The organism is Dolichospermum sp. LEGE 00240, from assembly GCF_015207875.1.
Lineage (GTDB): Bacteria > Cyanobacteriota > Cyanobacteriia > Cyanobacteriales > Nostocaceae > Dolichospermum > Dolichospermum gracile.
Genome location: NZ_JADEVZ010000096.1, coordinates 1 through 13,915 on the forward strand (window position 1 = coordinate 1; position 13,915 = coordinate 13,915).

14 protein-coding genes are annotated in these 13,915 nt (G+C 39.4%); 11 read left to right on the forward strand and 3 right to left on the reverse strand.

From position 1 onward, the window contains the following. Window positions 1-89 precede the first annotated feature (89 nt). Complete coding sequence (locus tag IQ226_RS22240) at window positions 90-1,463, reverse strand: MFS transporter (protein WP_193899015.1); 1,374 nt, start codon at window positions 1,461-1,463, stop codon at window positions 90-92. Window positions 1,464-1,695: 232 nt separating this feature from the next. On the opposite strand from IQ226_RS22240, the gene IQ226_RS22245 reads away from it, so the two are divergent. Then, the gene (locus IQ226_RS22245) at window positions 1,696-1,836 is read left to right on the forward strand and encodes a hypothetical protein (RefSeq protein ID WP_193899017.1); all 141 of its coding nucleotides are present in this window, start codon (window positions 1,696-1,698) and stop codon (window positions 1,834-1,836) included. Window positions 1,837-1,967: 131 nt separating this feature from the next. After that, a complete protein-coding gene (locus tag IQ226_RS22250) occupies window positions 1,968-3,992 on the forward strand; it encodes an FAD-dependent oxidoreductase (RefSeq protein WP_193899019.1) in 2,025 nt (674 codons plus the stop codon). Between the two features lie 56 nt (window positions 3,993-4,048). Here IQ226_RS22250 and IQ226_RS22255 read toward each other — a convergent pair whose 3' ends face one another. Further along, window positions 4,049-4,486, reverse strand: coding sequence for a DUF29 domain-containing protein (locus IQ226_RS22255; RefSeq protein WP_193899021.1), 438 nt, complete (start codon window positions 4,484-4,486; stop codon window positions 4,049-4,051). A 218-nt stretch (window positions 4,487-4,704) separates the two neighbouring features. Here IQ226_RS22255 and clpS point away from each other — a divergent pair, with 218 nt between their 5' ends. Together clpS and IQ226_RS22265 are read left to right on the forward strand one after the other, a co-directional pair. After that, window positions 4,705-5,028, forward strand: a complete 324-nt coding sequence (gene clpS, locus IQ226_RS22260) for an ATP-dependent Clp protease adapter ClpS (protein ID WP_193899030.1) — start codon at window positions 4,705-4,707, stop codon at window positions 5,026-5,028. Window positions 5,029-5,030: 2 nt separating this feature from the next. Next, a complete protein-coding gene (locus IQ226_RS22265) occupies window positions 5,031-5,327 on the forward strand; it encodes a DUF2103 domain-containing protein (protein WP_027401012.1) in 297 nt (98 codons plus the stop codon). A 59-nt stretch (window positions 5,328-5,386) separates the two neighbouring features. On the opposite strand, the gene IQ226_RS22270 is transcribed toward IQ226_RS22265, so the two are convergent. After that, a complete protein-coding gene (locus IQ226_RS22270; protein ID WP_193899022.1) occupies window positions 5,387-5,707 on the reverse strand; it encodes a hypothetical protein in 321 nt (106 codons plus the stop codon). Between the two features lie 686 nt (window positions 5,708-6,393). Between IQ226_RS22270 and IQ226_RS22275 the strand changes: the two genes are divergently transcribed. The 7 genes from IQ226_RS22275 to IQ226_RS22305 all read left to right on the forward strand — a co-directional run bounded on the left by IQ226_RS22275 (window position 6,394) and on the right by IQ226_RS22305 (window position 13,799). Continuing rightward, entirely contained in the window at window positions 6,394-7,179 is a 786-nt protein-coding gene (locus IQ226_RS22275; RefSeq protein WP_193899038.1) for a peptidoglycan-binding protein, read from the forward strand. Window positions 7,180-7,666: 487 nt separating this feature from the next. Next, entirely contained in the window at window positions 7,667-7,969 is a 303-nt protein-coding gene (locus IQ226_RS22280) for a hypothetical protein (RefSeq protein ID WP_193899041.1), read from the forward strand. Window positions 7,970-8,281: 312 nt separating this feature from the next. Further along, window positions 8,282-9,670 (forward strand): ammonium transporter, encoded by a 1,389-nt coding sequence (locus IQ226_RS22285; protein ID WP_193899024.1) that lies wholly within the window; start codon window positions 8,282-8,284, stop codon window positions 9,668-9,670. Window positions 9,671-9,758: 88 nt separating this feature from the next. Beyond that, window positions 9,759-10,637 (forward strand): SGNH/GDSL hydrolase family protein, encoded by an 879-nt coding sequence (locus tag IQ226_RS22290; RefSeq protein WP_370567215.1) that lies wholly within the window; start codon window positions 9,759-9,761, stop codon window positions 10,635-10,637. Between the two features lie 75 nt (window positions 10,638-10,712). Continuing rightward, window positions 10,713-11,921 carry a 4-hydroxy-3-methylbut-2-enyl diphosphate reductase gene (locus tag IQ226_RS22295; RefSeq protein ID WP_193899026.1) on the forward strand — a complete coding sequence of 403 codons (1,209 nt, stop codon included), beginning with the start codon at window positions 10,713-10,715 and terminating at the stop codon, window positions 11,919-11,921. 370 nt (window positions 11,922-12,291) lie between these two features. Further along, window positions 12,292-12,678, forward strand: a complete 387-nt coding sequence (gene ebsA, locus IQ226_RS22300; RefSeq protein ID WP_096670294.1) for a type IV pilus biogenesis protein EbsA — start codon at window positions 12,292-12,294, stop codon at window positions 12,676-12,678. Window positions 12,679-12,791: 113 nt separating this feature from the next. Beyond that, window positions 12,792-13,799: a saccharopine dehydrogenase-like oxidoreductase gene (locus IQ226_RS22305; RefSeq protein WP_193899028.1), complete on the forward strand. Its 1,008-nt coding sequence runs from the start codon at window positions 12,792-12,794 to the stop codon at window positions 13,797-13,799. Window positions 13,800-13,915: the final 116 nt, after the last annotated feature.

A 13,915-nucleotide genomic window follows, 5' to 3' on the forward strand; every position in this document is an offset into this window, starting at 1 on the left:
GTAGGGGGAGTGGGGGAGTAGGGGAGAAATTTCATTCTTCATTCTTCATTCTTCATTCTTCATTCTTCATTCTTCATTCTTCAGAACTCCTACTTGCCCGGTTCTTGGACGAAAATCAGGGGAAGCAGCCCTAATAGTCGGCACAGGCTAGAAAGGGCAAATAAACCTAATAAACCGCCAAAATTAGGACTTTGGGCGATAAAACCGCCGATTGTTGTACCTAAAGCTCCACTTACGCCCCCAACAGCCGCAACAATGGCAAAATAGATAGATTTATTTCTTGTCGGAGCAATTCCCAGATACATATTAGTGCTACATAAATCAACACCTGCCCAGGTGATGCCAGTGAAAATATGTAAAAGCGGCAACCATAGCCAAAAATCAAGTTGATGATTACCAATTCCTAACCAGAATAATGGTGTAATTGCGACTAAAACGCCAACACAGACGAGAATGGGACGATTACCAATTCTATCAGCTAATTTCCCCCACAAAATCAACACTAATAGATTTGCCCCAGTCTGAAGACTGTTATAAACAGTTACTAAAGTCACATCTAAATCTAAAGTATCTAATAAATAGAAGTTGAAAAAAGGTGCGCTCAAATGCACAGCCAACATCCAAATACTAAAATAAAGTAGAAATAGTAAGAATTTAGAGTTTTGCTCAATAATAGTAATCCAATTAGTTTCTTCTTGGCAAATATCTTCAGGAGGACTTTCACAACCATTCCAACTGTACTGATTTTGTAATTGCGGATTGACATCTACTTGGAAATACTGGCAAAACAAACTAATAATCCCGCAAATAGTCCCTAAGGATAGAACTAATCCATAACCTTGGATAGTTCCACCATACCAATGTGATATTACAAATCCCGCTAAAGGAATACATATTAAATTCGTCAGATGACAAGCACTATTCCGAATCCCAAAATATCTCCCTCGTAACCTGCGGGGAACAATAATTGCTAACCAACTTAGCCAAGATGCACTTCCTAATCCCCCTAAAAGATGACTAAAAAGCACAATTGACAGTGTTAATATTATCAATTGTTGGGAATTTAGGACACTGGAATTATTAGCAAAAATACCAATTACCAGAATTAGCCATAATAAACGAGAAATTCCAAAGGTGAATAGAGAATACTTGAATCTACTGGTAGTTTGTTCGGAAATATAAGCACCCACAGGTTGAACAAAATTTACCAGCATGGGAATTGACGATAACATTCCAAATATCACGGGAGTAGCCCCCAACTCAACTAACAAATTACTAACTAAAATTCCTCCCGTACTCAAAGAAAAAATAGACGCAAAAATAGCATCTACCGTAGAAGCTTGTAAACTGGTACGAATATCATTTTTAGTAAATTGCTTAGGAAACTGTTTAGTCAGTGAAGAGTCGAGATGGGAAGTCTGAATATCCAGTGGTTCAACGATGTCAACTGGAAGAGAATTCATATTATCATGTCAATTAATGACAAATTAGAGAGTGGATATAATTACTGATAAATTGCTATCTTTTGCTCTTGTATGTTTCAACAAAAAGTTGTTTTTCTTCAATATCAGTTTGCAGACTCACAGTCTATAAAACACCTCAGAAAATGTCATCAGTATTGCATAATTAGGAGATTAGTCGAGTTTTTGCGATTAATAATTGGGGAAAAGATCCAATTCTCCCTTATTTCTCCCCATGAAAATAATTGTTTATATTTATACTGATCCATTATTAGATACCGTTCCCAGCCCAGATGATTGGGGTTGGGAAGTAGATAAAATTTATGAAGATTTGGCAAAACGCACCCAATTACAACAATTATTAATTAATTGGTAAAAACCAGTACCAAACTTCATTCTGCGATTAATTTTTGTGGTGGGTTTGATCTCAAACTGCTGTAAGTACCATGATCATATAAAATCAGGTATGAACCTATTTGACGTAGTAGTGTACAGAGTGCAAAAACCATGAGACGTAGATACAAAAAAGGCTTTCAATTATTGATCAGCTTTAGCCTATTTACCACCTTAATCACCCTATATCCCGTCACCGCTACCCCTCTACGTAACCCGGATCAGACCGTCAACTGTGAGCTTCTCGTTGTGGGTGGTGGACTCTCTGGAGTAGCCACAGCTTACGAAGGGTTACTCGCAGGACGCACAGTTTGTTTAACAGAAATAACCGACTGGTTGGGGGGACAAATCTCCTCCCAAGGGACATCTGCATTAGACGAAAGACCAACTCAACGAGCTAAACAATTCTATTCTCGCGGTTATTCCCAATTAAGAAACCGCATTGAACGCAAATATGGCAAACTTAACCCTGGTGATTGTTGGGTAAGTGACTCCTGTTTTCTACCTCGTGATGCTCACAATATCATGACACAAATGCTCAAAGATGCTGAAAAAAAAGGTAGAGGAAAATTACAATGGTTTGCGAATACAGTAATTAAAGATTTAGAAATTAGCAAAGATGGCAAAATTATTAATAATGCCATAGCTATTCAACATCAACCAGCAAAAAATCAACCCCCTTTAAATACTTATCCTTTATCCCAAACCATTGAAGATGCTTATAGTTATAAAAACTCATCACAATTTAGTAAAACTATTATTCGTTTTCTGCCTAAACAATCTCTAAATAATCTCAAAAAATGGTATGTTATAGACACAAGTGAAACCGGGGAAATTATCGCTTTAGCCGATGTTCCTTACCGACTAGGAATTGATGCCCGTTCCTATCTTGAACCTTCATCTTCTAGCACGACAGATGATCCTTATTGTCCTCAAGGTTTCACCTATACTTTTGCAATGGAGGCAACAAAAGAACACCAAAGCCAAACAATGCCACCATTTTATTTACAATATTCACCATATTTTAGTTATGAATTAAAGCGATTAGCAAACTTTGATTTAGTCTTTACCTATCGCCGAATTTGGAGTCCGCAAAGAGGACAAGTAACTACATTTAATGGGGTGAAATTTACTTCACCAACACCGGGGGATATTTCTATGCAAAACTGGACTTGGGGAAATGATTACCGTCCAGGAACAGCCGCAGATAATCTTATTTACAGTCGTCAACAATTAGAAAATTCTGGACAGTTGAAATCTGGAGGTTGGCAAGGTGGACTACGCACAGAAACTTTGCGTAAAGCTGAAGAAAAAGCATTTTCCTATTTTTATTGGTTGTATGGGGGAACTACAGATTCTCAATTAGGTAATGGTGTTAAACAACCGCAAACAAATATCCGTTTCTTAACAGGTTTAGATTCGCCAATGGGGACGGTTCATGGTTTATCTAAATACCCTTATATGCGGGAAGGAAGACGGATTATTGGTCGTCCAAGTTGGGGACAACCGGAAGGTTTTGGCATTTGGGAAGTTGATATTTCTCGGCGTAATTATAATGATGAATATTATCGGAAAACTTTGCCGGCAAATATGTATCGCAATCTAAAAGCAGCGGTGGCTGGTTTGGAAGCGACATCTGTAATTAGGGGGGAAATTCCTCCAGAAAAAGTTATTCGCCGGAGTCGTTCGACAATTTACCCTGATGCTGTGGGTATTGGTCATTATGCCATAGATTTTCATCCCTGCATGACAAAAAGTCCAGTGGAAGCACCTGGTAATCAGGAACGTGCTGGAGAAAGGCGGGGTGCAGGACTTGCTTATCCTTTTCAAATTGCTTTGCGGGCAATGATTCCCCAAAAAATTGATAATTTATTAGTAGGAGGAAAAAGTATTGCTACTAGTCATATTGCGGCGGCTGCTTATCGGGTTCATTCTTTTGAATGGTCTTCTGGTGCGGCTGCGGGAACTGTGGCGAGTTTTGCACTAAAAGAAGGAATTGCACCATATCAATTGGTTGATGATTTACCTCAACAAGAACCACAATTACAAATTTTAAGAAAGTTGTTGGAGGCGAATGGGAATCCTACCGCTTTTCCTGATACTTCTATTTTTAATGAAAATTGGGATGATTGGCGGTAGGTAAAATATGATGGCACAAGATACCCGACTTCTCAAAGAAGTCGGGTATCTAAAATTTAATCTGCAAGAAATTCAGAATTGAGGGTTTGTTCGCAGGTGTAAGGACATATTTGGGGAAATATCTGTTGACCTAATTGAGTTTCTCTCATTGCTAATGCTAAACCTAGTTCATAAGCTGTGAGAAAAACTTCTTCTAAATAAGGTTTTAAACTGGGACTATCTTGTAAAAGTAGTTTTATTTGAATCCGTTGTTCTCGAATTGTACTCAACCAACTACTGCTGCGTTTTTCTGATTGAAATTGCCATTTTAATAAATGTCCTAGCAACACAGCCAATCTATTTCTAAGTTCTTGTCTTTCTTTTCTTCCCAAGGTTTCTAATTCTTCAATTAGGTTGACAGTATCTAATGTATCCCATTGTTGAGTTTTGAGTAAATTAACCTGTTCTTGAGTCCAAGCATGAAAGTCGTTTGTATAGAGGAGAAATGTGTTCATTTCCGCACCTATTATAGGTTTATATATTCTTAGTTCAATTCTATTCTATATCTCATATAGGAAGTTATTAAAAGGTAAAATGTCAATTACTTCATAGATATAAATTAATATTTTTACATATTATCAGCTTGTGTCTGACTACTAACTCAGCCAGCAATGGATTAAACTGGTTATTTGTAATGTCAGTTTTTACAATGTCGTTTTTGGCTCATTTTTCTATGGTGACAAGAATTGCAGATGTGTACAGTATGGCTTCAGCACCAACTGTGACACCTGACCGGGTTAATCAGGTGACTCGGAAAACCTATCCTAATTATAAGGTGATTGTGTTGAATGATGATTTCAATACTTTCCAGCACGTGGCTGAGTGTTTGATGAAGTATATTCCGGGGATGTCGGGCGATCGCGCTTGGGATCTCACTAATCAAGTACACTATGAAGGACTAGCAATTGTCTGGACCGGTCCCCAAGAACCAGCAGAATTATACCACCAACAACTTCGTCGGGCTGGGTTGACAATGGCTCCCCTGGAAGTAGCCTAATTATGTCAAAACCTACTGATGGTAGACTTGTTTGGAATCACTCTACCCATATTCCTGGTCTAATTCCCATTTTAGAACGTTTGTGTCAACAGCATGGTATTGGGACTGTGACACCGGCGGTGATTGGTAGAGCTAAGGGTCATGCACCAAAAATGCAGTTGCGGGTGTCTGTACCTATTCGTGGTGGCTATAAAATCATTGCTCGTCAAGGTAAGACGGTGCAGGAGGTGTTTATCCTCACAACTTTACTACAGGATGAACTCGAAGGTGCGATCGCTATTGCTATGAGAATTGCCTAAATTATGAATTTACCAATAGCAAGGTTGGAGCTAAATTCAGTTCTAACCTTGACTTTTGATTATTCTTCAATTTTATGAACTGCAAACTTATGTAACGGTAAACTCAAAATACAAGAAAATGTTAAAAAATATGACAAAGCTGTAGTAATTCTTAAAGTTATCATTACAGATTCCCCGTCAAATAAGAATACCTTTTCTATCCCAAAAGCGACGCAATAAACTAACCAGTACGCAAAGCTCATTCTTAAGAGACTTTCTTCTGTTTCTTGAAAATCATCAATGGCTTGATTGTCATCTTTTAATAACCATAGACCGACAATACAAGCGATTGAGGAAATAGCCACCACAAACTCATGGCAACATAAATTTACCGTAGACATTGGTTTTTGTCTCCATTTTCAATATTTTTATATTCCTATGGAAATTTAGTCTAAAGGAATATGCTGGAAAGTTGTGCAAAATATTTACAAACTGCAATCCCTCAACAACTTTCTTGACATTCTCAGCGGCTGCAGCCGCTGAGATTCTTTAATCAAAGACATGACTTGCTCACACAGGATTTCTCCAACCTGATAAGTATGTGAACACAATAAAACCAATCTGTGTAAAGAAAAGTAAAATCCCCTAAACCCTCTTCACTCTTGCCTTGCCATAACGACGATTTTCAATGCTGACTACTTATTATATTGATTTTTTTCAAGTTAGTGGTGCAAAAGTTATTGATCATCAATTAAAACGCGCGATCGCTAGAATATCACCGGAAGATCCGATCTGTCAATAAAAATGGGCGTTGCTGATTAAGGGTATGAATTTTAGTCTCACGCAAAGGCGAGGCAGCGCGGTCTTGGGGGTTTCCCCCATGAGCAACTGCCGTAGCAAAGACGCACTGAGGTTTGAGCTTTAAAGGTTCAATTTGGGAATTTCATACCTCAATTCAGCAACGCCTAAAAATGATAAACTACTATTTTGTACATCCTCAAATCCTGAAAATCCTGATTCAGACAGAAAGGATTTTCAGGATGTTTTGGTTAAAGAAACGTTAAACATTAGTCCCCATAATCATACAATGCCTAGCAAATTAAATCTCGAGAGCGGTAAAACTCTCCGAAAAGGTGCAAGAGGATCACAAGTTACACAACTACAAGAAATCTTAAAAGCACTTAATCTAAATCCAGGAACAATAGATGGTGATTTTGGTAATAACACTCTCAAAGCCGTTAAACAATTTCAAAGTCAAAAAGGACTTGAAGCTGATGGTATAGTTGGGAAAAATACTCAAAATGCCTTAAATAATGCCCTGGGAGAAGCAACAACAAGCGCAGCATCATCTATATCATCCTCAACTTTAAGCACCCCTACAAAAGGTTTTGGTGGGAGAACTGGAAAACTACCACTTCCAGGTATTCCTCTCATCAAAGAATTTGAAGGTTGTTATTTAAAAGCTTATCCAGATCCTCTCAGTGGCAATTTACCTATTACCATTGGTTGGGGTTCTACTAAAAAAAGAGATGGTAGTAACTGGAAATTAGGTGAAAGCATTACTCAACAAGAAGCAGATGATTTATTGATGCTTCAGCTAGAGAATAGCTATCTTCCACCTCTGCAAAAAATTCCTGTTTGGAATGAATTAAACGCCAATCAACAGGGCGCTTTATTGAGTTTTGGTTATAACTTGGGTGCTAACTTTTATGGTGGGTCCAACTTCTCAAGCATGACTAGAGTTTTGAGAGATAAGAAATGGGATGAGATTGAAAAAACTTTTCTCAAGTATAGAAATCCTGGTAGCAATGTAGAAGCTGGATTAAGACGCAGAAGACAAGCAGAAGCTAATCTATTTTTAACTCCTGTTTAATTAAAAATACCTTGTCAAAACCGGAAAAAGCCTTGATTTGTAGCGACTGTCTTGATTGTCAAGCGATAGCTTCGCTTGCCGCAGGCATCGTCAAATAAGTAGTCGGACAAAATTAAATTCACTCGTTGAGAGAGGAGACTCTTAACTGGGAACAGAAAAATCAGTTGTGTAATTAATTCTGTCCTATTACTTAAAAAGTTAAACTCTAGGAAAAAGCACATTGGTAGGGTGCGTCAGACTGCGTAAATCCTGCAAATAAACAGATTGTTGATATCTGACGTACCCTAAAACCGATTTTTAGAAACCCAGAATCCAGATTTTATCAGGGTTTGAGGATTTTGGTGAGAAATCCGGGCAAAGCGGTGTTTTCTGAGTTGGGAACTTCCTCTAAGATACAAAGTTGGGTTGACATGAGAAAACCCAATAAATTTTCTACTAAAATTAAAAATTAAGTGAAAAGATGACTTGGTATGGAGCAGATAGAATGATGAGAGTTTGGCTTATATGTTTTTTTATTCTGTTTGCTTTAGCGGAATTTTTTAAATGGTTACGAGGTTTCTCTGTTCCTGTTCCGTTACCAGTATATATTTTAGGTGGGGTATGTTTAGCAGTTGCCTCTAATTATGATAAGATATTTGGCTATTACCTCAGTGATGTTAACGCAGTTAAACATACAGAAATTTCCCAGGGAATACTTAAGTTGGCATCACCAGCAAACTCAACTCCAATTCCTGGATTAATTTCTAGTGATGTACCTGAACCCGATGTTCAAGAATCTGTGAAGGATTGAATTGTTATATAGCAGAAGTTCAGAAGTCAGGAGTATGGCTAACGCCACGCTTCGCTATCAGAAGTTCAGGAGTCAGAAAAAAGAAAAAAGAAGAAAATTGTCACCAGCTTGTTGTCTACATCAGGACAATATGTAGGTGTTGCATCAGAAAATAAATAAGTCTGTAAATATAACCCACATAAAACATAAAATTTTTGTTAAGCTTACTGAAAAATTAAAAGTTGAGTAGTTTTTAAGACAGAAAAAAGTAGCAAATACTACGAATTGTATTGAATGAAGACAAATATCGTAGACACAGAGGAATGAAAATAAGTGTTCAAAAAATTGACTATCATTGGGTGTTTAACTCTATTTGTACTGGTAGGGTTGTTAACAGGAAATGCTTGGGCAGAAACCTCAGCAACCGTATCTGATCCCAATGCAGGTGATACAGCATTTATGCTGATTTCCTCAGCTTTAGTATTGCTAATGACACCAGGATTAGCATTCTTTTATGGTGGGTTTGTGCGATCGCACAATATTCTCAACACATTGATGATGAGTTTTGTGTTGATGGCGATTGTGGGAGTCACCTGGGTGCTGTGGGGTTATAGTCTTTCCTTTGCCCCTGGTTTACCCTTCATTGGTGGTTTACAGTGGCTAGGGTTAAATGGTGTTGGTGTAGAAACCACAGGTTATCTCCAAGGTTCAGCCCCTGCGGAGGTAGTTTCCTATGCGGGGACAATTCCCCATCAAGCATTCATGATCTATCAAGCCATGTTTGCAATTATCACCCCAGCTTTAATTTCGGGAGCGATCGCCGAACGCATGAGTTTCCGTGCCTATTGCCTATTTGTAGTCCTGTGGTCAACCTTTATCTACACACCCCTAGCACACATGGTTTGGGCAAAGGGAGGATTCTTAGGTTTATACGGCGGCATCGGCGCTCTCGACTTTGCTGGTGGTACAGTAGTGCATATTAGCTCTGCTGTTTCGGCACTAGTCGCAGCCATTGTCCTTGGTCCGAGAAAAAACTATCCAGATCGTCTGAGTCCTCCCCACAATGTCCCCTTTATATTGTTAGGTGCGGGCTTACTTTGGTTTGGTTGGTTTGGTTTTAATGCTGGTAGTGCCTTATCCGCCGGCACAGTAGCTACAGTCGCCTTTGTTGCTACTAATACATCCGCTGCCGCCGGGTCGTTAATGTGGTTGATTCTAGAAGCTACATTACGGGGAAAACCCACCGCTGTAGGGGCAGTTACCGGTGCTGTCGCTGGTTTAGTGGGAATCACCCCAGGAGCAGGATTTGTCACCCCTGTAGCCGCAATTTTAATTGGTTTTATTACCTCTTTCCTCTGCTTCTATGCTGTCAGTTTTAAACACAAATTGCAGGTTGATGATGCCCTAGATACCTATCCTGTACATGGTGTTGGAGGTACTATCGGGGCGATTTTAACAGCTTTTTTTGCCACAACTGAAGTAAATAGCGGTGGTAAAGATGGGGTACTGCGCGGTAACTTCGGTGAATTGTTTGTAGAACTAGCAGCGATCGCCATAGCCTATATTATTGCTGGTGTAGGAACTTGGATCATTCTGAAAATTATTGCTGCTACAGTTGGTTTACGAGTCCCAGATCAAACCGAAGATCAAGGCTTGGATATCAACGAACACGGGGAAGAAGGTTATAACTCCGAATTTGCAGATCGGATTTCTAACAAGTAAAAGGCAGGGAAGTAGGGGAGAACATTTTTCTTCCCACTGACAACGAACAACTGACAACTAAACTCAATATCCGTAATGTTTTTTCGTCGTGTCTAATCGTGTAAAAACTTTTCCTATCTGGGGACTATTCGCACTGTTAACTAATATTATCCTAATGTTAGCGGTCATCTTATTGATTTGGCGACAGCAAAAGCTAACCCCTGTGTTAGCAACCACAGCTATTCCAGATCCCCCAGAACCAGTTAACCTGAACTGGAAAAATCAATATGTAGCACCAGAGTTAGGACCCCGTCATAAACTCAGTTATCCCCAATGGTTGGATATTCTCAAGCAAGAAGCTAAAATAACTGCTAGGAAAAATCCCCAGCGATTAACCATACTAGCAGGAGATTCTCTGAGTTTATGGTTTCCACCGGAGTTATTACCTGAGGATAGAAGCTGGCTAAATCAGGGCATATCCGGGGAAGTTAGCAATGGATTATTGCAAAGATTAGATTTTTTTGATCGCACCAAACCGGAAAAGATTTTCATTATGGTGGGCATTAATGATCTAATTCGCGGGTTAGATGATCAGGAAATTTTAGCTAATTATCAGCAAATTATCAGTTATTTGCGAAGAAAACACCCCCAAACAGAAATTGTCGTTCAGTCAATTTTGCCCCATGGTGAGGAGGGGATAACTTGGGAAGGAAAAGAAAAACTTCTAGCAATTCCCAATCCTCGGATTCGTAATTTGAATCAGGAATTGAATCATCTCGCTACTGAAAAAGGGGTGAAATATCTGAATTTACATCCCTTATTCACCGATAAACAAGGTAATCTTCGGTCAGATTTTACCACCGATGGTTTGCATCTGAGTCCCCCAGGTTATCTAGTTTGGCGGACTGCCTTACAGATGTATACTAACCAACAAATAACATCCCAAGCGACTAAACCTGAAAAGATCAACTCAAAAAGTAGGATATAAATCCAAAATTTTCCATCTCAATTGCCTCGAAACACGAGAAAATCAAAAATAGTAATTATTAGTGGTCAATCTAGAATGGATACAAAAGCTTTTAAACGTAGCCTTCAACATTCAGACAATTACAATCGTAAAGGTTTTGGTCATCAAGCGGAAGTCGCTACCCAGTTACAATCTGAGTTTCAGAGTAACTTAATTCAGGAAATCCGCGATCGCAACTACACCATCAAACGTGGTAATGTCACCATCCAACTAGCACAAGCATTTGGTTTTTGTTGGGGTGTAGAACGGGCTGTAGCTATGGCTTATGAAACCCGGCAACATTTTCCCACAGAACAGATTTGGATTACCAACGAAATTATTCACAATCCATCTGTGAATAAACGAATGCAAGAAATGCAGGTACAATTTATTCCCGTTATTGACAAACTGAAAGACTTCTCAGTTGTTAATAGTGGTGACGTAGTAATTTTACCAGCCTTTGGTGCAAGTGTTCAAGAAATGCAAATATTGCATGATAAAGGTTGCCAAATTGTTGATACTACCTGCCCTTGGGTATCCAAAGTATGGAACACCGTAGAAAAGCACAAAAAAGGTGATTACACCTCAATTATTCACGGAAAATATAAGCATGAAGAAACAGTTGCCACCAGTTCCTTTGCCGGGAAATATTTGATTGTTTTAAACATAAAAGAAGCAGAATATGTCATTAATTATATTCTCAACGGTGGCGATCGTGAAGAATTTTTAGCCAAATTTTCCAAAGCCTGTTCAGCAGGATTTGATCCTGATCAAGACTTACAACGGGTAGGAATTGCGAACCAAACAACCATGCTCAAAGGTGAAACCGAACAAATCGGTAAAATGCTAGAGCATACCATGATGCAGAAATATGGACCAACAGCATTAAATCAGCATTTTCAAAATTTCAACACCATCTGTGATGCCACCCAAGAACGTCAAGATGCTATGTTAGGATTAGTCGAAGAAAATGTAGATTTAATCATAGTTATTGGTGGGTTTAACTCATCCAATACTACCCAACTACAACAAATTGCCTTTGATCGAGGTATTCCCTCTTATCACATTGATTGTGGAGAACGGATTCAATCAATTAATAACATTGAACATCGGCAATTAACAGGAGAATTAGTAATTACAGAAAATTGGCTACCAGCAGGAGAAATCAAAGTTGGTGTGACTTCTGGTGCTTCAACACCGGATAAAGTAGTTGAAGATATAATTGAGAAAATTTTCGCCCTCAAAGCAACAGCAGCTTTAGTTTAAAATGTCATTTCTTTCCTTACCTATCCTTCAGAAAAGGTAGATTAGTAGGGGCAAACCTCCTGTGGTTGCCCCATAATCCCCTGTGATCACCCTATAAATCGGAGTAGGCACGGGGCGCTACCCCTACATCAAATCCAAATATTTTATATAAGTAGGTGAACACAATAAAACCAAACTCTGTAAAGAAACGTAAAATCGCTGAAAACTTCTTTAATCTTGCCTCTTGCCTTTTGCCTTTCTCTAACAACGATTTTTAACGCCAACCTACTTAATCAATTTTGCTTACCTATCTGCCGAGTCCTGTGCAGATATCCTCTAAAGAAAGTGATAAAATAGCCCCATATCATGCTAACTTAAGGAATCTATAACAATGACTGGTAATACGTTTTTTGATCAACTCCAACCTGCAAGCCAGCAACAATCTATCGTTTACCTACCGTACATTCAGGGTAATAAGCGGAATTTGTTACCTTATGCTATCAGTCTTTATCAAAAAGGCGTGTTGGAAGGACAGCGCAAAATTGAAGGTAGTGACAATATTCCCTTCGTTGCTACTTGGAATGTTTCTACCTTACCTTCAGACTTAACCCGTTGCCGAATCCAGTTTGATGGTAACGCCGAACTATCTTATGAAGTAATGATGGCAAGTTTTGAATTTATGATTTGTTTAATTGAACTAATGGAAAACTATAAGCGGGATAAAATCACGGATTTTTCTAAATCCTTTTACCGCAAATTATTACGTTTAGATGATTGAAGCAAAATAGAAAAAGCTTTCTTAAACCTCGTTTACTGGGAAACCTCTAGATTTTTCCAACATAACTAGCTATTATACGGAAATTTAGGTTTATACGCCTTACAAAAATCACTATGAACACACCACTAACAAACCAACCTATCCGCGTTGGAGTCCTGGGTTTTGGCGGACTTGGACAAGCAGCCGCAAAACTCCTTTCCAGCAAACGAGAAATGATTCTTGTCGCCGTCGCCGACCAAAATGGCTACGCTTACTCTACTGAGGGTTTAAACACCCAAGCTTGTATTACTACTTACCAAAATCAAGGTACAATCGGTCATTTAGAAGCATTCGGTACATTAAGCAACAACAGTATTCAGGATTTAATTCAAGTCACTGGTGACGCTGTAGATGGTTATTTTCTGGCTTTACCCAACCTCCCCAACGACTTTATCCCCTCTGTCGCCAAAGAATTTATTCAAGCCGGTTGGCAGGGTGTTCTCGTAGATGCCATTAAACGCACCAGTGCAGTCGAACAACTCCTATCCATGAAAGATGAACTGCAAGCCGCCGGAATTACCTACATGACGGGCTGTGGTGCTACTCCTGGGCTATTAACCGCTGCTGCCGCCTTAGCTGCCCAAAGTTATGCGGAAATTCACAATGTGGTCATTACCTTTGGTGTGGGAATTGCTAACTGGGAAGCCTACCGCGCCACTGTTAGGGAAGATATTGGTCATATGCCCGGTTATAGTATAGAAGCCGCTAGAGCCATGACTGACGCAGAGGTAGAAGCGTTACTTGATCGAACCAATGGGGTGTTAACCTTGGAAAATATGGAACACGCCGATGATGTGATGTTAGAGGTGGCGGGAATTTGTTCACGGGATAGAGTCACGGTTGGCGGTGTAGTTGATACCCGCAACCCCAAAAAGCCCCTGAGTACAAATGTGAAAATCACTGGACGCACTTTTGAAGGCAAAATATCTACTCATACCTTCACGTTAGGGGATGAAACTAGCATGGCTGCCAATGTGTGTGGTCCTGCCTTCGGTTATCTTAAAGCTGCTCAAGAATTGCGTCAACGGGGCATTTCTGGCTTATTTACGGCTGCGGAAATTATGCCTAAGTTTGTCAAATAGGTGGTCGGTAATTGGTTATAGCGGTATGCACTCTTTATGAGATCCAGTTAGCAAATCGTAAAGCCTGTAGGGGCGGGGTTTCCCCGCCCTCTGTGGGTTTCCCCGCCCTCTGTGGG